Source organism: Pseudomonas hormoni (assembly GCF_018502625.1).
GTDB classification, from domain to species: domain Bacteria; phylum Pseudomonadota; class Gammaproteobacteria; order Pseudomonadales; family Pseudomonadaceae; genus Aquipseudomonas; species Aquipseudomonas hormoni.
The window spans coordinates 6070801-6093077 of record NZ_CP075566.1 but is presented as its reverse complement, the minus strand read 5'-3'; the positions used below and the strand labels follow the sequence as shown (position 1 = coordinate 6093077).

General features: G+C 60.8%; 16 protein-coding genes and 1 pseudogene. 3 read left to right on the top strand and 14 right to left on the bottom strand.

Annotated features, from left to right (window positions below; genetic code table 11):
• Positions 1–62 precede the first annotated feature (62 nt).
• The 7 genes from KJF94_RS28355 to hutC all read right to left on the bottom strand — a co-directional run bounded on the left by KJF94_RS28355 (position 63) and on the right by hutC (position 7936).
• Positions 63–893 carry a quaternary amine ABC transporter ATP-binding protein gene (locus KJF94_RS28355; protein ID WP_214380267.1) on the bottom strand — a complete coding sequence of 277 codons (831 nt, stop codon included), beginning with the start codon at positions 891–893 and terminating at the stop codon, positions 63–65.
• Positions 890–1741, bottom strand: a complete 852-nt coding sequence (locus KJF94_RS28350; RefSeq protein WP_175390019.1) for an ABC transporter permease — start codon at positions 1739–1741, stop codon at positions 890–892. The genes KJF94_RS28355 and KJF94_RS28350 overlap by 4 nt, the downstream gene beginning before the upstream one ends.
• Positions 1742–1812: 71 nt before the next feature.
• Complete coding sequence (locus tag KJF94_RS28345; protein ID WP_214380266.1) at positions 1813–2781, bottom strand: ABC transporter substrate-binding protein; 969 nt, start codon at positions 2779–2781, stop codon at positions 1813–1815.
• A 69-nt stretch (positions 2782–2850) separates the two neighbouring features.
• Positions 2851–4323: a purine-cytosine permease family protein gene (locus KJF94_RS28340; RefSeq protein WP_214380265.1), complete on the bottom strand. Its 1473-nt coding sequence runs from the start codon at positions 4321–4323 to the stop codon at positions 2851–2853.
• Positions 4324–4447: 124 nt separating this feature from the next.
• Positions 4448–6130, bottom strand: coding sequence for a urocanate hydratase (gene hutU / locus KJF94_RS28335; RefSeq protein ID WP_214380264.1), 1683 nt, complete (start codon positions 6128–6130; stop codon positions 4448–4450).
• Positions 6131–6645: 515 nt separating this feature from the next.
• Positions 6646–7215 carry a HutD/Ves family protein gene (locus KJF94_RS28330; RefSeq protein WP_214380263.1) on the bottom strand — a complete coding sequence of 190 codons (570 nt, stop codon included), beginning with the start codon at positions 7213–7215 and terminating at the stop codon, positions 6646–6648.
• A 10-nt stretch (positions 7216–7225) separates the two neighbouring features.
• Positions 7226–7936, bottom strand: a complete 711-nt coding sequence (hutC, locus tag KJF94_RS28325) for a histidine utilization transcriptional repressor HutC (protein ID WP_174602685.1) — start codon at positions 7934–7936, stop codon at positions 7226–7228.
• A 146-nt stretch (positions 7937–8082) separates the two neighbouring features.
• Between hutC and KJF94_RS28320 the strand changes: the two genes are divergently transcribed.
• The gene (locus KJF94_RS28320) at positions 8083–9447 is read left to right on the top strand and encodes a formimidoylglutamate deiminase (protein WP_214380262.1); all 1365 of its coding nucleotides are present in this window, start codon (positions 8083–8085) and stop codon (positions 9445–9447) included.
• Between the two features lie 122 nt (positions 9448–9569).
• Here KJF94_RS28320 and KJF94_RS28315 read toward each other — a convergent pair whose 3' ends face one another.
• Together KJF94_RS28315 and KJF94_RS28310 are read right to left on the bottom strand one after the other, a co-directional pair.
• Positions 9570–10139, bottom strand: coding sequence for a lipocalin family protein (locus KJF94_RS28315; protein WP_214380261.1), 570 nt, complete (start codon positions 10137–10139; stop codon positions 9570–9572).
• A 31-nt stretch (positions 10140–10170) separates the two neighbouring features.
• Positions 10171–10425: a hypothetical protein gene (locus tag KJF94_RS28310; RefSeq protein ID WP_007907841.1), complete on the bottom strand. Its 255-nt coding sequence runs from the start codon at positions 10423–10425 to the stop codon at positions 10171–10173.
• A gap of 283 nt (positions 10426–10708) precedes the next feature.
• Here KJF94_RS28310 and KJF94_RS30710 point away from each other — a divergent pair.
• Together KJF94_RS30710 and KJF94_RS30705 are read left to right on the top strand one after the other, a co-directional pair.
• Positions 10709–11743 (top strand): annotated as a pseudogene (locus KJF94_RS30710) (HAMP domain-containing protein); the annotation flags it as partial.
• Between the two features lie 93 nt (positions 11744–11836).
• The gene (locus KJF94_RS30705) at positions 11837–12601 is read left to right on the top strand and encodes a methyl-accepting chemotaxis protein (RefSeq protein ID WP_371927683.1); all 765 of its coding nucleotides are present in this window, start codon (positions 11837–11839) and stop codon (positions 12599–12601) included.
• A 117-nt stretch (positions 12602–12718) separates the two neighbouring features.
• On the opposite strand, the gene KJF94_RS28300 is transcribed toward KJF94_RS30705, so the two are convergent.
• The 5 genes from KJF94_RS28300 to KJF94_RS28280 form a co-directional block, all read right to left on the bottom strand.
• Positions 12719–13321 (bottom strand): DUF924 family protein, encoded by a 603-nt coding sequence (locus KJF94_RS28300; RefSeq protein WP_214380259.1) that lies wholly within the window; start codon positions 13319–13321, stop codon positions 12719–12721.
• A 3-nt stretch (positions 13322–13324) separates the two neighbouring features.
• Positions 13325–14335: a class 1 fructose-bisphosphatase gene (locus KJF94_RS28295; protein WP_007933966.1), complete on the bottom strand. Its 1011-nt coding sequence runs from the start codon at positions 14333–14335 to the stop codon at positions 13325–13327.
• Between the two features lie 238 nt (positions 14336–14573).
• Entirely contained in the window at positions 14574–15947 is a 1374-nt protein-coding gene (locus KJF94_RS28290; RefSeq protein ID WP_214380258.1) for a DUF3999 domain-containing protein, read from the bottom strand.
• Positions 15944–19546, bottom strand: a complete 3603-nt coding sequence (locus tag KJF94_RS28285; RefSeq protein WP_214380257.1) for a DUF2339 domain-containing protein — start codon at positions 19544–19546, stop codon at positions 15944–15946. Before KJF94_RS28285 ends, KJF94_RS28290 begins: the two co-directional genes overlap by 4 nt.
• A gap of 224 nt (positions 19547–19770) precedes the next feature.
• Positions 19771–22221, bottom strand: coding sequence for a glycogen/starch/alpha-glucan phosphorylase (locus KJF94_RS28280; protein WP_214380256.1), 2451 nt, complete (start codon positions 22219–22221; stop codon positions 19771–19773).
• Positions 22222–22277: the final 56 nt, after the last annotated feature.

Here is a 22277-nt window from a genome sequence, read left to right as displayed (position 1 = left end):
CCGCTGCGCGCTCGAGCGGGAGCAAGCTCCCTCGCCACAAAAGCGGTCCCGCCACAAACCTCTTAAACCACCGCAGCCCGCCGCTGTACGAACCGGTCGACATACTCATCCGCCGGCGAATGCAGGATCTCTCGCGGTGTACCCACCTGAATCAGGCGGCCATCCTTGAGGATCGCGATGCGGTTGCCGATGCGCACGGCCTCGTCGAGGTCGTGGGTGATGAAGACGATGGTCTTGTGCAGGGTCTTTTGCAGTTCCAGCAACTGGTCCTGCATCTCCGCGCGGATCAGCGGATCGAGCGCACTGAACGCTTCGTCCATCAGGATGATGTCGGTGTCCGCCGCCAGTGCGCGGGCCAGGCCCACACGCTGCCGCATGCCGCCCGAGAGCTGGTGCGGGTATTTGTTTTCGTAGCCCTTCAGGCCCACGGTATTGATCCAGTGCAGCGCGCGCTCGGAGCACATCTGCTTGGTCTCGCCACGCACTTTCAGGCCGTAGGCGACGTTGTCCACCACGGTCTTGTGCGGCAGCAGGCCGAAGCTCTGGAACACCATGCTGATCTTGCGTCGGCGAAATTCGCGCAGGGCTTCCATGTCGTATTGCAGGATGTCCACGCCATCCACCAGGATCGCGCCGCTGGTCGGGTCGATCAGGCGGTTGAAGTGGCGCACCAGGGTCGATTTGCCGGAACCGGACAGGCCCATGATCACGAAGATTTCGCCGCTACCGATGCTCAACGACAGGTCGTTCACACCGACCACGCAGCCGGTCTCGGCCAGCACCTGATCCTTGGTCTTGCCCTGGCCGATCATGCCCAGCGCTTCCTTGGAACGGTTGCCGAAAATCTTGAAGACGTTTTTGACTTCGATTTTGCTGATGGCTTCGTTGTTCATTTGCTCACCTCATGCCGTGCACGACCGTACGCTTGTGTAATGCGGTCGATCACCACTGCCAGAATCACGATCGCCAGACCGGCTTCAAGGCCACGTCCGACGTTGAGGGTCTGAATCCCCACCAACACATCTTCGCCCAGGCCACGGGCACCGATCATCGAGGCAATCACCACCATCGACAGGGCCATCATGGTGGTCTGGTTGATCCCGGCCATGATGCTCGGCAAGGCCAGCGGCAGTTGCACGCCGAACAATTGCTGCCAGCGGTTGGCACCGAAGGCGTTGATCGCTTCCATCACTTCGCCGTCAACCTGGCGAATGCCCAGATCGGTCAGGCGGATCAGCGGCGGCGCGGCGTAGATCACGGTGGCGAAAATCGCCGGGACCTTGCCCAGGCCGAACAGCATCAGCACCGGGATCAGGTACACGAAACTCGGCATGGTCTGCATGATGTCCAGCAACGGCATCAGCACCGAACGCAGGCGATTGCTGCGCGCCGAGAGAATGCCCAGCGGAATGCCGATCAGCACCGAAATGACCGTCGCCACCATCATCAGCGCGAGGGTCTGCATCAGCTTGTCCCAGAGGCCGACCGCGCCCACCAGGAACAACAAACCAACGATGACGGCGGTGGTTACGACTTTACGGGTTGCGTGCCAGGCAACGCCCGCCACGATCGCCAGCATCAGCCACCAGGGCGCCGCACGCAGCAGCCCTTCAAGATTGACGATGGCCCACAACAGGGTGTCGGAGATATGCCGGAACACGTCACCGTAGTTGGTGACCAGCGAATCGACCCAACCGTTGACCCAGTCGGCGATGGAAAAGGTAAAGCTTTCGGGAAACATAAAGAGACTCTCAATCAAGGGGTTGCGATTCAGCGTCCGACTGCCGTTACCGGCAGTCGGAGAGGCTCAACCTACAAGGCCGCGTCGATCTTTTTGGCTGCGTCTTCGCTCACCCATGCGTGCCAGACTTCAGGATGTTCCTTGAGGAAGATTTTCGCCAGTTTTGGTGACTCGATCCGCTCTTTGGCCATGCGCCCGAGGTTCTGGTTCAGCAGGTCGATCGGCAGGTTGACCTTTTCCAGCACGGCCACCAGTTCCGGGGCTTGCTCGTGGAAAGTCTTGGACAGGCCGACCTTGATGGTCACGCGTTTATCCACGCCCGGCTTCTCTTCGAGTTTCACCAGGTCAACCTGGCCCATCAGCGGCGTTGGCGACCAGTAGTAGAACAGGATCGGCTCGCCACGCTTGTAGCTCGACAGCACGGCGGCATCCAGCGCCGGGCCGGTGCCCGGGCGGAAGTTGGTGTAGCTGCTTTCCAGGCCGTAGCTTTTCAGCATTTCGCTGTTGTCCAGCTCACAGGTCCAGCCGGCCGGGCAGTTGTAGAAACGGCCCTTGGCTGGCTCTTCGGCGTCCTTGAACACCGAGGCGTACTTGGCCAGGTCAGCAATGTTTTTCAGGTCCGGCGCCTTGGCTTCCAGCTTGCGCTTGGCGTCGCCTTCGATCACGTAGCGCGGCACGTACCAGCCTTCGACTGCGCCGACGACAGGAGCGCCGACGCCGACGACTTTGCCGGCCTTCTCGGCTTTGTTCCAGACTTCGCTGCGGCCGACCCACTCTTCGGCAAACACTTGAATGTCGTTGCTGCTCAGGGCGTTTTCCATCGTGATGGAGTTGCCCGGCAGGCTGTCGGTCTTGCAGTCGTAACCTTTCTCCAACACGACTTGCAGCACGTCGGTCAGCAACATGGCGCTTTCCCAGTTCAGGCCGGCGAATTTCACCGGTTTGCCCGATTCGCACCAACCGGCAGCCTGAGTGGCGCCGGCGCTGGCGAGCAGGCCCATGGAAAGCAATGTGGTCAGCAGGGTCTTGTTCGATTTCATTGTAGTGACGCTCCTAATCATGAATTGGCTTACGGCAGTCAAGAGGCATCCAGCCCTATCCACGTCCAATCAGGCCTGCGCCGCAGCGCGACCGGCCCCGCTTGTTTTAGGTTGTACAACGCTGTCCTGCTCGACCGGCAGAATCAGTTGATCGGGCACGGTGCCGTGCCATTTTTTCGCACACACGTAATACAGGGCTGCGGGCAGCGCCAGACCGATGATCCAGGAAATATCCACATCACCCAGAGCTGCCACCAGCGGACCGGTATAGAACTTGGTGGAAATGAACGGCAGCTGCACCAGCACACCGAAAACATAGACGCTGATACCTAGGGCGTTCCAACGACCGTAGCGACCATTCGGATCGCCCAGCGCCGGCACGTCATAGCGCTCGCGGGTGATGCAGTAGTAGTCCACCAGGTTGATCGCGCTCCATGGCGTGAAGAACGCCAGCAAGAACAGGATGAAGGACTTGAACGCACCGAGGAACGAGTGCTGACCGAGCAACGCCATCAGGGTCGCAGCACCGACGATGATCAGCACGAACACCAGACGCTGCAAGCGCGTTACTTTCAGGTCACCACGGAAACCGCTGATGATGGTCGCAATGCACATGAAGCTGCCGTAGGAGTTCAGCGTGGAGATGGTGACCTTGCCGAACGCGATGCTGAAGTACAGCAGCGCAGCGGTGGCACCGGTACCCCCCAGACCCACGATGTAGGCCACTTCGTGGCCGGCGAATTGCCCGTTGGCCGAAGCGGCAGCGAACACGCCAAGGACCATCGCCACCTGTGCACCAATGACAGAACCTGCGCCTGCGGCAAAAAAAGTTTTCACCGAGGAAATCTTGCTCGGCAGGTAGCGAGAGTAGTCAGCCACATAAGGGCCGAAGGCGATCTGCCAGGACGCCGCGAGCGACACCGCGAGCAGGAAACTGCTCCAGCTGAAGTGGCGGATTTGCAACAGTGCGCCAACGTCAACCTGGCTCACCAGACGGCTGAATAGATAAACAAAGGCAATCACGCCAATGACACTGGCAACACGGCCGATCCAATGGATCACCCGATAACCGAGCACCGTGACCAGCACGATGACACTGGCGAAGATGAGGATACCGACGCTGTCACTGACACCAAACAACTGGCCCAGCGCCTGGCCGGAAAGCACGGTTCCGGTTGCGGTGAAGCCCAGATACATCAGACACACCAGCACGATCGGGATGGCCGCGCCATACACGCCGAACTGCACCCGGCTGGAGATCATCTGCGGCAGGCCAAGCTTGGGCCCCTGCGCGGCATGCAGCGCCATTACGCCGCCGCCGATCAGTTGGCCGATCAACAGGCCGATCAACGACCAGAACACATCACCGCCCAGCACCACAGCCAGGGCCCCGGTGACAATCGCGGTGATTTGCAGGTTGGCACCCATCCACAGGGTGAACTGGCTAAACAGACGACCGTGTCTCTCCGCTTCCGGGATGTAGTCGATCGAGCGTTTCTCGATCAAGGGTTTGCTGCCTGCACGATCGTTGTTAACAGCCATGATTCAACCTCTGTGGATTGTTATTCGGTGTTGGTGATCCCTGTAGGAGCGAGGCTTGCCCGCGAAGGCGTCTTTTCTGACACACCGCGGTTCGCGGGCAAGCCTCGCTCCGACAGGGCAAGCATTACTTGCCGGTAATCATCGGCAGGTTCAGCCCTTGTTCCTTGGCGCAGTCGATCGCGATCTGGTAACCCGCATCGGCGTGACGCATAACGCCAGTTGCTGGGTCGTTGTGCAGAACGCGAGCGATACGCTCGGCCGCTTCGTCAGTACCGTCGCAGACAATCACCATGCCCGAGTGCTGGGAGAAGCCCATGCCGACGCCGCCGCCGTGGTGCAGGGAAACCCAGGTCGCGCCGCTCGCGGTGTTGAGCAGAGCGTTGAGCAGTGGCCAGTCGGACACGGCGTCGGAACCGTCCTGCATCGACTCGGTTTCGCGGTTCGGGCTCGATACGGAACCGGAGTCCAGGTGGTCGCGACCGATCACGATTGGCGCGGACAATTCACCGCTGCGAACCATTTCGTTGAACGCCAGTCCGAGCTTGGCGCGCAGACCCAGGCCAACCCAGCAGATACGGGCCGGCAGACCCTGGAAGCTGATGCGCTCGCGCGCCATGTCCAGCCAGTTGTGCAGGTGGGCGTCGTCCGGGATCAGTTCTTTTACTTTGGCGTCGGTCTTGTAGATGTCTTCAGCGTTACCCGACAGCGCAGCCCAACGGAACGGACCGATGCCGCGGCAAAACAGCGGACGGATGTAAGCCGGTACGAAGCCTGGGAAGTCGAATGCGTTTTCCACGCCTTCTTCTTGCGCCATTTGACGGATGTTGTTGCCGTAGTCGAAGGTTGGGATGCCCATTTTCTGGAATTCGAGCATCGCTTTAACGTGCACGGCCATCGATTGCTTGGCGGCTTTCACCACGGCAGCAGGTTCGGTCTTGGCGCGAGCGCGGTACTCTTCCCAGGTCCAGCCGGCCGGCAGGTAACCGTTGAGCGGGTCGTGGGCGCTGGTCTGGTCGGTGACCATGTCCGGGCGCACGCCGCGCTTGACCAGTTCCGGCAGAATTTCAGCCGCGTTGCCCAGCAGAGCGATGGAAATCGCCTTGCCTTCCTTGGTGTATTTTTCGATGCGAGCCAGCGCGTCGTCGAGGTCGGTGGCTTGCTCGTCGACATAACGGCTGTTCAGACGGAAATCGATGCTGACCTGCTGGCATTCGATGTTCAGCGAGCAAGCGCCGGCCAATGTTGCAGCCAGAGGTTGAGCGCCACCCATGCCGCCCAGGCCTGCGGTCAGGACCCAACGCCCTTTCAGGTCATCGTTATAGTGCTGGCGACCGGCTTCGACGAAAGTTTCGTAGGTGCCCTGGACGATGCCCTGGCTGCCGATGTAGATCCAGCTGCCGGCGGTCATCTGGCCGTACATGGCCAGGCCTTTGGCGTCGAGTTCGTTGAAGTGTTCCCAACTCGCCCAGTGTGGCACCAGGTTGGAGTTGGCGATCAGCACGCGCGGGGCGTTGCTGTGGGTCTTGAATACGCCGACCGGCTTGCCGGATTGCACCAGCAGGGTCTCGTCGTCATTCAGGTTGGTCAGACTTTCGACGATCTTGTCGTAGCATTCCCAGTTACGCGCCGCACGACCGATACCACCGTAAACCACCAGTTCTTTAGGGTTCTCGGCGACTTCCGGGTCGAGGTTGTTCATCAGCATGCGCAGCGGCGCTTCAGTCAGCCAGCTCTTGGCGGTCAGCTTGTTACCGCGGGCAGCGCGGATTTCAACGTCACGAAACTTAGTAGGTTTAATGTCAGTCACGAAAAAGACTCCTCAGCGATCAATCCAAACCAACCCTGGCGGTGGGTAAGCCAGCCTGTGCGCATCGTTGCGCCACAAGCGAATCAGTGGACGCTGCGGAGAGCCTCGATCGACTCATACGCATACGTCTTTACTTGTACATACAAGCATATGCAATCAAGCGGCCAACTTGTTGGATGGGTATTCAAGAAAAATTCTTGAATGGCTGGAAAGCCTGTAAATCAAGGGTTTGCGGAAGATGAAATTTTTCGGGGGGATTTTGCGAAGGGGTGATAGTTTGTTACTTGAGCGTGGTTTTGCGCCACGCTGGGGCGTTCGGTAACAAAGTGGTGCGCAATTGGAAACGGATGATGACAGCTTTTGTGGCGAGGGAGCTTGCTCCCGCTGGGCTGCGAAGCAGCCCTTAAACCATTCAACCGAGATCTATCAGATAAATTCGATTAGCCGGGTTTACGACGGCTTCGCCGCCGAGCGGGAGCAAGCTCCCTCGCCACAAATATTTCTTTAACCAGTGATCAGTGTGCAGTCAATTCGATCACACAGCATGGACCGTTACTGGAGACTTCCAGCAGGCCGGTGTTACCGACGAGTTGCAGGCAATCATGGCGAGCAAGCTGCGAGGCACTGTTACCAACTTTCACTTCAAGTGCATCAGCGACACTGAATACGAGCACAGCCCCAGCCTCGCTGAAAAACCGTTGCTCACCGTCCAGCCACTGCAACCGCACACGGTAACGCTGCGGCGCATAAATCAGGTTGAAGTCGCGAATCGGACCACCCATCAACGTGCAAGACACCTGGCTTTCGCCGCTGAAGGCGAACGGGTCCAGCGGTAACAACGGCCGCGTGGCCTGGCCATCCACCGACAAGGTCATGCCGTCGCCCTGCAACACGGTGATGATCCGCTCGTAACCGGCGAAGGTAGAAAACCCGCCCGACTCGCCGATATCGGCAATCGACAGGCGCCAGCCGAAACCATCAAGGCCAGTGCCCGCGTCGCGGGTGATTTCTTCAGTGCTGCCGCCACCGTTTTTCCACGGCATGCGCGGGTAATCGATGGCGCGTAAAACCTTTATCTGACTCATTTGTGGCTCTCTATTTATGGAACCGACCTTCCAGACGATGACGGGAACCGGGGTGGATCAAACGAGCGGCGGTCACTGGCTGACGGCCGGACCAGGTGCGGCGGCGGATCAGCAGGCACGGCTCGCCCTTTTCAATCTGCAGCAATTTGCACTCGCTGGCCTCGGCCAGGATCGCCTCGACCACGTGCTCGCCTTCGGTCAGCGGCGCGACCTGGTTCAGGTAGGCGTAAGGCGTTTGCAGGGTGAAGTCCTGCTTGAGGTAATCGGGTGCCACCAGCGCGTTGACGAAACGGTCTTCGATTTGCACCGGAATGTCGTTTTCGAAATGCACGATCAGCGAGTGGAAGACCTTCTGGCCTTCACGCATGTCCAGGGCCAGGGCGCGCTCGGAACCGGCGGCCTCTTCTTCAAGCGTGATCACCTGGCACGTGTGGCGATGGCCACGGGAGGCGATTTCGTCGGCGATGTTGTGCACTTCAAACAGCGCGGACTGGCTTTTCGGTTCGGCGACGAACGTGCCGACGCCCTGCATGCGCACCAACAGACCGTCGGCGGTCATCTCGCGCAGTGCGCGGTTGATGGTCATGCGGCTGAAACCGAGTTGGCTGACCAGCTCGCTTTCCGACGGAACGCGGTAGTGCGGCGGCCAGTTTCCACTGTCGATTTGCTGGGTGATCATCTGTTTGACGCGGGCGTACAAGGGCGCCGGACTGTCGCCCATGTTCGCGGCCAACGGAGAGACTGCAGGCGGAGTCGGCACGGTTAATCCTTGTTCATTTGGTAGAAGTTACTAGCTTGCCGGAGTTTACCGGGCAGGCAAACGTCTGTATATGTATATACAAATAACACACGATGGGGTGCTGAACCATGTCCGCCTTCTTTGCCGAACGCGCGCTGCTGCCTAGTGGATGGGCCAACAATGTACGTCTTGAGGTCAGCGCCGACGGCGTCTTGACCCATATCCAGGCCGATTCCAACGCAGATGGCGCCGAACGGCTCAGCGGTCCGCTGCTGCCGGGGATGCCGAATCTGCACTCCCACGCGTTCCAGCGGGCCATGGCCGGATTGGCCGAAGTGGCCGGTAATCCGAACGACAGTTTCTGGACCTGGCGCGATCTGATGTACCGGCTCGTCGAAAAAATCAGTCCGGACCAGCTCGGCGTGATCGCCCGTCAGCTGTACATCGAAATGCTCAAGGCCGGTTACACCTCGGTCGCGGAATTTCATTACGTACACCACGACACCAGCGGCCAGCCGTATGCGGATCCGGCCGAACTGGCGCTGCGCATCAGCCAGGCGGCCAGTTCCGCAGGTATTGGTTTGACCTTGTTGCCGGTGCTTTACAGCCATTCCGGCTTCGGTGGTCAGACGCCGAACGACGGCCAGCGTCGCTTTATCAACAGCACTGAAAACTACCTGAAGCTTCAGTCGCGCTTGCAGCCGATCCTGGCACAGCAACCGGCGCAGTCGCTGGGCTTGTGTTTCCACTCGTTGCGCGCGGTCACACCACAGCAGATCAGCGAAGTGCTGGCGGCCAGCGACAAGCAGTGCCCGGTGCACATTCACATCGCCGAACAGCAGAAGGAGGTCGATGACTGCCTGAGCTGGAGCGGCCGTCGCCCACTGCAATGGCTGTACGAAAATACCGAAGTCGATCAGCGCTGGTGCCTGGTTCACGCAACTCACGCCAACCCGGAAGAAGTCACGCTGATGGCCAAGAGTCGCGCCATCGCCGGCCTGTGCCTGACCACCGAAGCCAACCTTGGCGACGGCATTTTCCCGGCCGTGGATTTCCTCGCCCAGGGCGGGCGCATAGGCATCGGTTCCGACAGCCATGTGTCATTGAGCGTGGTGGAAGAATTGCGCTGGCTGGAATACGGCCAGCGTCTGCGTGATCAGCGGCGTAACCGGTTGTATGGCGCGGATCAGCCGATGGTGGGTCGCACGCTGTATGACGCGGCACTGGATGGCGGCGCGCAGGCGCTGGGTCAACCGATTGGTGCGCTGGAGGTTGGCAAACGGGCGGATTGGCTGGTGCTGGATGGTAGCGATCCGTACCTGGCGACAGCCACTGGGGACGGGATTCTCAATCGTTGGTTGTTCGCCGGTGGCGATCGTCAGGTGCGCGATGTGCTGGTCAATGGCCAGTGGGTTGTGCGGGATGGGCGTCATGCCGGGGAAGAGGAAAGTAACCGCGCGTTCACCCAGGTCCTGCGCGACCTATTGGGTTAACGCAAAACTAAATGTGGGAGCGAGCCTGCTCGCGATGAGGCCGTCATATCCAACAGAGATGTTGACTGACAGACCGCTATCGCGAGCAGGCTCGCTCCCACAGTTTTGATCTTTAGCGGTCGTTAGTTCGAGGTCTTGGCCATCTGCGTATCCGTCGCACGCCAGATCAGTCGCGTCGTGTCATATCCCTGCTGACGCGCCTTGCTCAGCAGTTCTTCGCGCACGACACCGTTGACCGTCGGGGTTCGCGACAGCAGCCACAGATACCGGCGGCTCGGGTCGCCGACGATGGCGGTCTTGTAGTCTTCGCTGACGAACAACACCCAGTACTCGCCCTTCGCCACACCCGGAATCAGTCGAGAGAACCAGTTGTCGAACTCGACCCACAGCTTGTCGGTCTTGCCCGGCACTTGCGGATACGCCGTGCCCTTGGCCTCTTCCCACTGCCAATCCGCTGTCAGGCAGCGATTCAGCACCAGCACGTTACCGTCCGGCTTGAGCGTGTAATGGGCTTCGGATTGCGCGCAGTTGCGCTGGAAATACATTGGCAAACGCGCCAACTCGTACCAGGTCCCTTGGTACTTCTTCAGATTGACGCTGTCGACGGTTTTCGGCGCCAACGGATCTTCGCCAGACGTGGCGCAGCCGGCCAATACCAGGCCGGCAAAAAGGAGGATCAATAACCGCTTCATTGTTTTTCTCCCGCGGGCGCAACGCCCCGGTTTACTTCAGGCCTTGGCCGGAAAACATCAACACTTTGTCACCGGCATACTGCACGCTGATAAAGCTGTTCTTGTCGCCCCAAGTGCAACTGGACATGCCGAGCGCGCCCGAGCAGTCGGTGGGTTTGCCTAGCAAGGTTTCAACCTCGGCCTTGGGCATGCCTGTCGACAGCTTCGAATAATTTTCCTGATTGATCTTGCCGCATGCGGCCAACAACACGCAGAACGAAAGCAAAGCGATGGAACGCAGCGACATGGGTGTAGCTCCTGGGGCGAAGGGAATGGCATGGCTGCCAAGCTGAAGCTTAGAAGAGAAAACCCCTGTCTGGTTCCCTGACCAAGCGCCTATTTATCGGGCCGCTCGTCTGCCTTTTGCCGAAAAATCAGCCACTTTCTTTCGCTGTCGAGCATTTCGTCGGTTTTGACAAAAGTTGCCTAATCTTTGGCGCGGGCCAGTCGACATAAAAGCAGCGCAAAGCCCGATCCTGTGGCACATTGGCGCCCCCTTGTTGACCAGACCATCCGTGGTAGCTCATTTAATGACCAGAAACATGAAGTTCAGCCACAAAATCCTGTTGGCTGCTGCCCTCGTGGTGGCCGTTGCGTTTGCCTGTTTCATCCTGTTCAACGACTACCGCCAGCGGCAGACCCTGCGCAGCAATACCGAATCGTCGATGCAGGAACTCGGCAGCCTTACCACCAGCAACATCCAGACCTGGCTGGAAAGCCGCATTCAGTTGCTGCAGTCGCTGTCCCAGCAAATCGTGGTGGATGGCAGTGCACAGGCCAACCTCAAGCGCGCCATCGACCTGCCCGCCTACACCAGCAACTTCCAGCTGAGCTACTTTGGTGGCACCGACGGCGTGATGTTTTCGGTCCCGGCCGGCAATCGCGCCGCCGATTACGACCCTCGCGCACGCGGCTGGTACAAGGCAGCCAACAGCGCGCAACAGACCATCGTCACCGAACCCTACATTGCCGCGTCCTCTGGCAAACTGGTGATCACCGTCGCCACGCCGGTGCAGCGCCAGGGCCAGATGATCGGCGTCGCCGGTGCCGACATTGACCTGTCCAGCGTCAGCGCGATCATCAACTCGCTGAACTTCGGCGGTCACGGCCATGCGTTCATCGTCAGCGCCGACGGCAAGATCCTGATTCACCCGGACAGCAAACTGGTCCTCAAGAACCTGGCCGAGGCCTACCCGAACGGCGCCCCGCAAGTCAGCCCGGGCATGAAAGAAGTCGAGATCGACGGCAAGCGCCAGTTCATCTCCTTCACCCACGTCAACGGCGTGCCGTCGGCAAACTGGTACGTGGCGCTGGTGCTGGATCAGGACACGGCGTTCTCGATGCTCAGCGAATTCCGCACCTCGGCGATCATTGCCATGGTCATCGCCGTAGTGATCATCATCGCGTTGCTGGGCATGCTGATCAGTTTCCTGATGCAGCCGCTGCTGACCATGGGCCGCGCCATGCATGACATCGCTGAGGGCGAGGGTGACCTGACCAAACGCCTGACCATTCACGGCCAGGATGAATTCGGTGCGCTGGGCACCTCGTTCAACCGTTTTGTAGAACGTATTCACACCTCGATTCGCGAAGTGTCTTCGGCCACCGGCCAGGTCAACGAAGTCGCACTGCGCGTCGTCGCCGCGTCCAACTCGTCGATGTTCAACTCGGACCAGCAGGCCTCGCGCACCAGCAGTGTGGCCGCGGCGATCAACGAACTGGGCGCCGCCGCCCAGGAAATCGCCCAGAACGCCGCCCTCGCCTCGCAGCATTCGAGTGACGCGCGCGCCCTGGCCGAAGACGGTCAGCAGGTGGTGGATAAAACCATCGCGGCGATGCAGCAGCTGTCGGCGAAGATCAGCGATTCGTGCGGCAACATCGAAACGCTCAACAGCAACACGGTGAACATCGGGCAGATTCTGGAAGTGATCACCAGCATCTCGCAGCAGACCAACCTGCTAGCGTTGAACGCCGCCATCGAAGCGGCCCGGGCCGGTGAAGCCGGACGCGGATTCGCCGTGGTCGCCGATGAAGTCCGCAACCTCGCCCACCGCACCCAGGATTCGGCGCAGCAAGTGCAGAAGATGATCGAGGAACTGCAAGTCGGCGCCCGCGAAGCGGTGAGCACCATGACCGACAGCCAGCGCCAGAGCGAAAGCAGCGTCGGCATCGCCAACCAGGCTGGCGAGCGCCTCGGCAGCGTGACGCAGCGGATCGGCGAGATCGACGGGATGAACCAGTCCGTGGCGACGGCGACCGAAGAGCAGACCGCCGTGGTGGAATCGATCAACGTCGACATCACCGAGATCAACACGCTGAATCAGGAAGGGGTGGAGAACCTGCAAGCGACGTTGCGCGCGTGTTCTGACCTTGAACAGCAGGCGGCGCGGTTGAAGCAGTTGGTCGGCAGTTTCAGAATCTAAGGCGCTTTCACTGGCCCCATCGCCAGCAGGCTGGCTCCCACAGGGGGTTTGTGATCGACACAAACCTATTGTGGGAGCCAGCCTGCTGGCGATGACGGCATCAGCTGCAATGAAGATTTAGAACCTTGAGCCTGGCCCCGAAAGAAACTCCAATTCCTCCGCTGTAGACTCCCTTCCCAACACCGCATTGCGATGCGGAAACCGCCCAAACCGCGCAATCACCCGCTGATGCTTCTCGGCATAGCTCAGATAGTCGTTAAAGAGTTTCCGGTCGGCCTCCGGCTGCTGTGCCACAAGGTCGATATAGCGCGAGACAGCTTCATTCTGCACCGCCAGATTCTCGCAATGCTCAAACACCAGGTAGATGAACACCCGCTGAATCGGCCGCAACTGTCGATCGAAATCCGCAGCAATGCCTTGCGCTACGAGAGCCTGCGCCCTGAGATCGCCTGCAAAGGATTTGGGAGTGTCGCGAAAGATCATTCGCGGGAGTTGATCGAGCAGCAGCACCAGGGCCAGCCAACCGTCGGGGCGTTGCGCCCAGTCAGTCAATCCGCCGGCCAGTGCCTGCTCGACCCAGTCCCCGAAACGCGTCTGCGCATCGAGGTCCTGGCTGTCGCGCTTGCCGAACCATAACTTGCCCTTCTCTGCCGCTGTTTCGTTCGGTGATTCGGAGTTTCCGAACCACCATTCGAGCAACGGCTGCCAGGGCGCGGTCATGGTTTATTCCTTGTGGTAAGCCGTGACGCGTGCGACTTCTTCTTTCGAACCGAGGAACACCGCTACGCGCTGGTGCAAGCCTTCTGGCTGAATGTCGAGGATGCGCTGGTGACCATCGGTGGAGGCACCGCCCGCCTGCTCAACCAGGAACGACATCGGGTTGGCTTCGTACATCAGGCGCAGTTTGCCCGGCTTCGACGGCTCGCGGCTGTCGCGTGGGTACATGAACAAGCCGCCACGGGTCAGGATGCGGTGCACGTCGGCAACCATCGCGGCGACCCAGCGCATGTTGTAGTTCTTTTTCAGCGGGCCTTCGTCGCCAGCCAGCAATTCGTCGACGTAACGTTGTACCGGCGCTTCCCAGTGACGCTTGTTGGACGCGTTGATCGCGAATTCCTGCGTGGACTCCGGGATCGTGATGTCTTCATGGGTCAGCACGAAGCTGCCCATTTCACGGTCCAGGGTAAAGCCTTTCACGCCATTGCCCAGGGTCAGCACCAGCATGGTCTGTGGACCGTAAATCGCGTAACCGGCGGCAACCTGCTGAGTGCCTGGCTGCAGGAAGGCCTTTTCGTTCAAAGGCTCGTTCTGGGTCAGGTATTCGTTCGGGCAACGCAGCACCGAGAAGATCGTACCGACCGGCGCGTTGATGTCGATGTTCGACGAACCGTCCAGTGGGTCGAATACCAGCAGGTACGCGCCTTTCGGGTATTTGCCCGGGATCTGGTAGGCATTGTCCATTTCTTCGGATGCCATGCCGGCCAGGTGACCGCCCCATTCGTTGGCTTCGAGCAGGATGTCGTTGGACATCACATCAAGTTTCTTCTGCACTTCACCTTGGACGTTTTCGGTGCCCATGCTGCCCAGAACACCACCCAGGGCGCCTTTGGACACGGCGTGGCTGATTTCCTTGCAGGCACGCGCCACCACTTCGATCAGGAAGCGCAGATCGGCAGGAGTGTTGTTGCTACGGGTCTGCTCAATCAAATAGCGACTCAGGGTAACGCGGGACATGGAAGGCTCCGGTGGAATGGGGGGCTAAAAACCCGCGCAGTTTAACGCGAGTCGGGGCGCATTTCCTCCTATCAGACGTGGAACACCCAATAGAGTTCATGCGCCGGGTTTAGCGTAGTTCGAAACCGGCATCTTTACCGTCCGATAAACCGCATTCGCCAGCAGGCTGGCTCCCACAGGGGAATGCGATTAACTGTGGGAGCCAGCCTGCTGGCGATCGGGTGCGCAGCACCCGCCTTCAAGGTTTTACCGGGGGTTTGCGCAACAAGCTGAACGCCATCGCCGCCAAAAACAGAACGCTCAGCAACAACACCGCCCACAACCCGAACTTCTTCCAGTTGGTCCCAACCTGCGAAGTCGATGTGACTGTCGATGTCGGTGTCGCGACCACCCCGCTTTCCACCGTCGCCCTGCCCAATGCCGCCCACTTCGCCGCGCTGTAATCCGGAATCAATGTCGACAACGGCAGGTTCGCCGCCTTCGCCGTCGCACTGCCCAACACCAGCGTATAAGGCCCGGCACCGCGCGCCAGGAACACCAATTGCGTCGAGCGAACAGCAAACTTCACAGTCGGCGCTTCGGCACCCAAGCCACCGCCCCGCTCGTCCACCGTCAGCTTCAACTGCTGCACCGTTTGCCCCGACAGCTGCAATTCGTTCTGCACCACATCCTGGCCACTCTGGGTCAGGCGATAGAGCAAGCCGCTGCTCAGCGGCTGCCACGGCAGGCTGCTGTCCCGACGACCGGACAAGGTCACCGGCGCCAGGCTGTTCGGCTGACTCAACTCGACCTGCAAGCGCTCGACATTCAGCCCCATCGGCAATTGCCAGGTGTATTCCCCGGCCTTCACGCTGCTGCCGGCCAACGGTTGCGACCAGACCAACGGCAGCGGCAGGCTGCGGGTGCTGGCGCTTTCCAGTTGCACCGAGGTCAGCGTCGGCGCCGACTGCGGCGTGCTCCACAACAAACGCAGATAGCGCGCCGATTGCCCCGGCAAGCCGACTTCATGCTGCTCGACCCGCTCGTCGGCAAAGGTCAGCCGCGCCACCTGCCCGTCGCCCCACGACTGCCAATGCTGCAAGTCGTCGCTGGCTTCGATACTGAAACGCTGGAAGCCGTCGCGCTCGCTGGTCCAGTCGAGGATCAACTGCTGCAGCGGTGCCTTGATGCCGCTGGCGTCGAGCAACCAGCCGCGCAGCATTTCTTCGCCCGCCTCCAGCTGACTCGACGGCTGCACTTCGACCAGCGTGCCATTGGCGCTTGATTGCACCCGCACACTCGGTGCGCGCTCGGTGTCGTCCGCAGAGTTGTAAAGCGGGAACCACTTCACATCGGTCAGGGTACGGTTTTCGCGGGTTGGCGCCGTTTCTCGCGCCAAGGCGTAGGCCTGAGCCTCACCTGCAGCGTTGAACACGCGCACGTCGCTCAGGTCGGTCTGCCGCGCATTCAATTGCACGGACAAGGGCAGTTCGAGGCGATACCACGGCCCCTCGCCACTCACGGTCAATGGCACTTGCGTGGTGAAATCCGCCGGTTTTTCCTGCGCGCCAGCCGACAGCGCCACACCCATGGCAACAGCGCCCAACCAGACCAGGTTCAGCTTCGAACTCAAGATGACACTCCTTCGGTTTGCGGGGCCGGTTTTTCAGAGTCCGGCGCAGCCTCGGCGCGCTTGGGTGGCAACGGGGCGAAATAGCCCACCACCAACAGCAACACACCCACGCCGATAAACGAGACGATCCGCGCCAGCCCGCCGCGGTTACTCAATTCGACAAAGAACAATTTGGCCACCACCACGCCGATCAAAGCCGCGCCAATCAGCCAGACTTCGCGACGATGCCGCAGATGGCCGCCGATCATCAGACTCAGGGCCATCAAGGTCCAGACGATCGACAGACCGGCCTGCACCTGCATCGACGCGAGCAGCAAATCCAGCTCGAACGGTACGCCTCCCCAATGGTGGGCCGTGCGGTTCACCAGCGCGGTAAAGAATGCGAAAAGCGAAACGCCGGCGATCAGTTGCGTGGCGTGATCAAAGATGTCCTTGCGGATCGCCAGTTGCGTCACCGCGCTGCGTGCCCAGACATAAACCCCGAACAGCGCAAACAGCAGGCCCAATTCCAGCGGATTGATCAGCGGCACGTAAGGCAACGGTTCGGCAGTGCCGTCGCTGACGATGTTCGCCAGCCAGAACCAGCCGAGCATCAGCACCGCCAGTGGCGCCGCCGCGTACAGTCGATATTCGCGCGAGAAAGCCGATACCGGCCAAGGCCAGTTGCGTGGCGCGGCCATCAGCACCAGGTACAGACTCGGCAGAATCGCCCAACCCAACCAGCGCCAGGCGTTGTACTGCTCGGACAGCAACAGCAGATCGTAGCGTAGCTCCAGCGCGAGCACCCCGATCAACAGCCAGCAACCGAGCACATGAGCAGTGCTCAGGGCCCGCGCCGGCAGCATCGGCGCCAGACGCCGCAACGAGATGAAATGCACGACGAACACCGCCGCCCAGGCCAGCCAACCGACATCCGCCGCCGGGTGATAACGCGAGTGCCAGGCTGCGAGCAACACCACACCGGCCACGGGAATCAGCAAGGTGCAGAGCAGGCCCAGCGACGGCCATTTCAGGCGCAACGCCAACACAGCCCACAACGCCACACTCACCGCCGCGACTGTCAGCAGCAATGTCGCTTGAACATTCACCGGTGCAAACCGCAGCACTTCACTGATCCACGCCAGCGCCCACCAACCGGCGCCCCACACCAGCAGCACTTCGGACAAACGCTGCAAGCTCAGCACATCAAACGCCGAAGCATGATTGCCGAACTGCAAGCGCCAGGCGCCAACCAACGCGGCCAATCCCAACACCAACGGCGTCCAGAAACTGCTGTGCGCCAGCGGTTTCAATCCTTCGCTGGCCAGCGGCCCCATCAGATCCGGCCCGGCGAACAGGAACGCCGCACCGCCGATCACCTGCAGCAGCAGACCGAAGACAAAACTCACGCGCTGCTTCAAGTACAGGCTCAGCCAGATAATGAACAAACCACTGGTCGCCCACACCGCGCTCGCGGTTTGCCACGGCAGCACGAACAGCACCGCCAGATTGATCAGCACCAGACCGGCCAGCAACACCACCGACAAACCGCGCAACAACCGAACGTCGCTGCGCACCATGTCATCGCGCGCTGCCAGCAACATACCGGCGATCAACGCCAGACCGATCAGGGACGCGCTGAGCAAGCCGCTCCAACCCGCGCTGAACACTGCGCCGGACTCACCGCTCGCGCCTTGCAGCCGCAGCAGGAACAACGCACCACCCAACAACTGCACAGCAAACGCGGTAAACAGGAAGGTCCGCGATTGCAGGCGCAGGCCGACAAACAATGTCGCCAGACCGGCCAGCGCCCAACTGATCGCCGTGCCGTGGGTGAAGAAGAACAGCGGCGCCAGCAGATAGAGAAAAGTCAGGCCGAGGCACGCCAACACCGGCAGGCCTTTGCGCTCCCACTCCGACGTCTGCTCGGGCAAAGCGTTGCGCAATTGGTAGAAGCTGAACAGCAATGCCACGCCGAGCATCAACGCACCCAGCGGTGAACCATCGAGCAGGCTGCTTTCGCCGATCCGCAACTCGCTGAGAAACGCCAGCGCCGATCCCAGTTGCAGCAGCAAGGCAAACGCGCGGGCCAGTGGTCGTTGCTGACGCAGGCCGAGCCAGAAAATCCCCGCGCCTTCCACGGCCCAGGCGGCGGAGGTCCAGCGCGCATCGAGGCCCAATGGAATCGCCAGGCTGGCAAAGATCACGCCCAGCGCCAGACAGGTTTCCGCCAGCAGCAGCGCCCGTCCGCCCATCAGCAGACGAGCAAGCCCCATGTAGATCATGCCCAGCGCGAGGGCGCTGAAGGCGGCGGCGAATTCCAGGTGCTGGACCAGCGCGAACTGCAAACCGAAACCCACCAACGGCGGGCCGAACAGCATCGTACCGTCGACGTAATCGCCTTTACGCGTCGACCAGCGCAGCAGTGCCTCGCGGCTATCGTCCTCGGGCGCGTCGCTCATTTCCAGCAACTTGCGCCGGGCGAACAGCAGGCCGATGGCCAGGTACATCAGGAAGAACAGAATCAGGAACGGTTCGGTGCTCCACAGCAATTCCGGCGTGTAGGAACGCAGGCCCCAGGCGAAACCGATGCCGAAGGTGCCGACGAAACCGATCAGGTTGAGCAGCCGCCAGGCCTTGAACCAGGCGATGGCGAGGATGCCGGCGTTGAGCAAGGCGAAGTAGCTGAACAGCGCGACGTGGTTGCCGGCGCCGGTAGACGTCAGGATCGGCGCGGCGAAACCGCCCAGCGCCGCGGCGCAGGCCAGTGCCAGGGAATCCTGGGTGATCGCCAGAATGGCGGAGAACACCGTCACCGCCACCAGCAGACCGAGCGCCGCCGTTGGATCGAGCAGTGGATGCAAACGCATGGCCGCAAACACCGTCAGGTACAACACGGCAATCCCGGTACCTTGCAGCATCAACGCATAGTGGTTGTTGCGATGGCGCAGCCACCAACCGAGCCCAAGCAAACCCAACGCCGCCGCCGCGACCCCGGCGTAACGCAGTTCGATCGGCACCACCATGCCTTCGGTGGCATAACGCAGCAAGAACGCCAGGCCGAGGAACAACAGCACCACGCCGACCCGCAGCACCGTGTTGCCACCGAACAGCCAGTTACGCGCACCGCTGATGGCCCGTTCGATGAAGTTCGGGCCACGGGGGACGGCGGGTTGCTGCGGCCCGCGGGCGACTGGCTCGGCTTTCCAGACATCGTCGGGCAGCGGGCGGCTGGCTTGCGTCGCCGTTGCGGTGATCGGTTCGAGTTGGGGCGGAAGCTCCCAGACCATCTCCGGGGGCGAGACAGGGATTTCTTCGAGAATGAAGACAGGAGAGGGGGCGGGGTCGCTGGCAACCGGCGCCTCGGCAGTCGGCACGCTGGCTTCAGGCGCTGTGACGCCAGACATCTCCAGCAAGGCCAGGCGTTGCTGGACCGCATTCAACGCTACTTGCGCCTGCTCCAGCAGAACGCGCTGTTCGGCGGTTTGTGAACCCAAACGGCCGAGGCGGATGGCCTGGCCAATACCCAACCCGAGCAACGCGCCCAACAGCGCGTCGCTGAACGACTCGTCGAGTATCCAGCCCAGCACCAGCCCAATCAGCATGAACATCCATTGCATGGTCGATATCCCTAAGCGGCCCATTGCCTTGTGGCGTCTGCTCTAACGCTTTCGCGGGCAAGCCTCGCTCCTACAGGATTTGCACAAGTCGCGAGAGCGGCACATAACCTGTAGGAGCGAGGCTTGCCCGCGAAGACGTTGGCGCAGCGCTCACTGAAACTGGTGCTTAGTATATCGGCCAGGTCCAACAACCGTCGGACCTTGCTCGCAATTATTGCTAAAAGTTACTCCAATGCTTTCCAGATATCCGTGGCGTACTCGCGAATGGTCCGGTCTGAAGAGAACCAGCCCATCCGGGACGTGCTCAACACCGCTGAACGCCACCATTCGTTCGAATCGTGCCAATGGGCTTCCACGCGCATCTGCGCATCCCAGTAGGAATCGAAATCGGCACAGACCAGGAAGCGGTCGTAGTCGATCAGCGAATCGATCAAGCCGGTGTAGCGGGACGGATCGTCCGGCGAAAACACCCCGCCGCGAATCGCTTGCAGCACGTCATTCAATCGATGGGACGCGGCAATGTCCGGCACCGCGCTGAACTCGTGGTTCTGCTTGCGCGCTTCTACCTGCTGCGCACTGAGGCCGAAGATAAACATGTGCTCGACGCCAATGCGTTCGCACATTTCCACGTTGGCGCCGTCCAGGGTGCCGATGGTCAATGCGCCGTTGAGGCCGAACTTCATGTTACTGGTGCCCGAGGCTTCGAAGCCTGCGGTGGAAATCTGCTCCGACAAGTCCGCCGCCGGAATGATGCTCTCCGCCAGGCTGACGTTGTAGTTGGGCAGGAACACCACTTTGAGCAAACCGCGCACGGTCGGGTCGTTGTTCACCACCCGGGCGATGTCGTTGGTGAGTTTGATGATCAGCTTGGCCTGGTGATAACTGGCGGCGGCCTTGCCGGCGAAGATCTTCACTCGCGGTACCCAGTCGATTTCCGGCTCGGCACGGATCGCCTGATACAGCGCGACGGTGTGTAGCAGGTTGAGCAACTGACGTTTGTATTCGTGGATCCGTTTGACCTGAACGTCGAACATCGCCGCCGGGTTGACCGCGACCCCAAGCCGCTCATGAATGATGTACGCCAGGGCTTTCTTGCTGTGCAGGCGTTGCTCGGCGAAGGCTTTGCGGAACGCGGCTTTTTCAGCGAACGGTTCCAGATCAAGCAAACGCTCTTCCGGGTTATCCAGAAGATCAGGGCCAAGGGCGTCGACCAGCATCGAGGTCAACTCCGAGTTGGCCTGATACAACCAGCGGCGGAAGGTGATGCCGTTGGTCTTGTTGTTGATCCGCTCCGGGTAGATCTTGTGCAGTTCGGAGAACACGGTCTTGCGCATCAGCTGCGTATGCAGCCCGGACACGCCGTTGACGCTGTGTGAGCCGAGAAACGCAAGGTTGCCCATGCGCACACGGCGTCCGTTGTCCTCTTCGATCAGCGATACCGCGCGCAGTACGTCGAAATCGTGAATGCCTTTGGCCCGCAGCGAGTCGATGTGCTGGGCGTTGATCAGGTAAATGATCTGCATGTGCCGCGGCAGCATCCGCTCCATCAAACCGACCGGCCAGGTTTCCAGCGCTTCCGGCAACAGCGTGTGGTTGGTGTACGAGAGCGTGTCGACGGTGACCTGCCACGCGGCGTCCCACGCCACGTCATAGACATCGACCAATTGACGCATCAGCTCGGCCACGGCAATGGACGGGTGAGTGTCGTTGAGCTGGATCGCCGCGTGATCGCCCAGGGTCAGCACCGAGGTGTGCATGTTGCGGTGGCGGCGCAGCAAGTCCTGGAGAGACGCAGCGACAAAGAAGTATTCCTGGCGCAGGCGCAGCTCCTGACCGGCTTCGGTACTGTCCGCCGGGTAGAGCACACGGGAAATACTTTCCGCCCGGGCCACTTCCGCGACCGCGCCCAAATGGTCGCCGGCGTTGAAGCGCTCAAGGTGCAAATCTTCCATCGCACGGGCACGCCACAAGCGCAGCGTGTTGACGCTCGCCCCGCGCCAGCCGACCACCGGGGTGTCATACGCAATGGCGCGCACGGTTTCCGCCGGGGACCAGACTTGTTTGGACTTGCCGTTTTCGTCGGTGACGGTTTCGACGCTGCCGCCGAAGCCGATCGGGTAAACGACTTCTGGCCGTTCGAATTCCCATGGGTTACCGAAATCCAGCCAGTGCTCGGTCTGTTCCTGCTGCCAGCCATCGACAATCGCCTGACGGAACAAGCCGTGTTCATACCGAATGCCGTAGCCATGGCCGGCGATGCCGAGGGTCGACATGCTTTCCATGAAGCACGCCGCCAGACGACCGAGGCCGCCGTTACCCAGGGCCGCATCGGGCTCCAGCAGGCGGATGCGCTCCAGGTCGACGCCGAGTTCGGTCAGCGCTTCGCGGGCGACGTCAAGCAGGCCGAGGTTGCTCAGGCTGTCGTAGAGCAGCCGACCAATGAGAAATTCCAGGGAGAGGTAGTAAACCCGCTTCTGACCTTTGCGGTAGATCTGCCGGGTGTGATCCATCCAGTGCTCGACCATGTGATCGCGCGCGGCCAGCGCAATGGCTTCGAACCAGTCGTGGTCGAAGGCGTGATCCGGGTCTTTACCCACCGCGTAGGTGAGCTTGGTCAAGACGGCGTCGCGAAATGCGGCCACCTCTGCTTCGCGAACAAGTGGTTCTTGAGTCATCGATAGGACCTCGAGCGAGCGTGAAGTAGTTGAGCCTAGACGGTCAGACAGGCGGT

Bases quoted from the DNA above. Each gene is read 5' to 3' on its own strand.
- KJF94_RS28355 (WP_214380267.1), bottom strand. From the start codon at position 893: ATGAACAACGAAGCCATCAGCAAAATCGAAGTCAAAAACGTCTTCAAG.
- KJF94_RS28350 (WP_175390019.1), bottom strand. From the start codon at position 1,741: ATGTTTCCCGAAAGCTTTACCTTTTCCATCGCCGACTGGGTCAACGGT.
- KJF94_RS28345 (WP_214380266.1), bottom strand. From the start codon at position 2,781: ATGAAATCGAACAAGACCCTGCTGACCACATTGCTTTCCATGGGCCTG.
- KJF94_RS28340 (WP_214380265.1), bottom strand. From the start codon at position 4,323: ATGGCTGTTAACAACGATCGTGCAGGCAGCAAACCCTTGATCGAGAAA.
- KJF94_RS28330 (WP_214380263.1), bottom strand. From the start codon at position 7,215: ATGAGTCAGATAAAGGTTTTACGCGCCATCGATTACCCGCGCATGCCG.
- hutC (WP_174602685.1), bottom strand. From the start codon at position 7,936: ATGGGCGACAGTCCGGCGCCCTTGTACGCCCGCGTCAAACAGATGATC.
- KJF94_RS28320 (WP_214380262.1), top strand. From the start codon at position 8,083: ATGTCCGCCTTCTTTGCCGAACGCGCGCTGCTGCCTAGTGGATGGGCC.
- KJF94_RS28315 (WP_214380261.1), bottom strand. From the start codon at position 10,139: ATGAAGCGGTTATTGATCCTCCTTTTTGCCGGCCTGGTATTGGCCGGC.
- KJF94_RS28310 (WP_007907841.1), bottom strand. From the start codon at position 10,425: ATGTCGCTGCGTTCCATCGCTTTGCTTTCGTTCTGCGTGTTGTTGGCC.
- KJF94_RS30705 (WP_371927683.1), top strand. From the start codon at position 11,837: ATGTTCAACTCGGACCAGCAGGCCTCGCGCACCAGCAGTGTGGCCGCG.
- KJF94_RS28300 (WP_214380259.1), bottom strand. From the start codon at position 13,321: ATGACCGCGCCCTGGCAGCCGTTGCTCGAATGGTGGTTCGGAAACTCC.
- KJF94_RS28295 (WP_007933966.1), bottom strand. From the start codon at position 14,335: ATGTCCCGCGTTACCCTGAGTCGCTATTTGATTGAGCAGACCCGTAGC.
- KJF94_RS28285 (WP_214380257.1), bottom strand. From the start codon at position 19,546: ATGCAATGGATGTTCATGCTGATTGGGCTGGTGCTGGGCTGGATACTC.
- KJF94_RS28280 (WP_214380256.1), bottom strand. From the start codon at position 22,221: ATGACTCAAGAACCACTTGTTCGCGAAGCAGAGGTGGCCGCATTTCGC.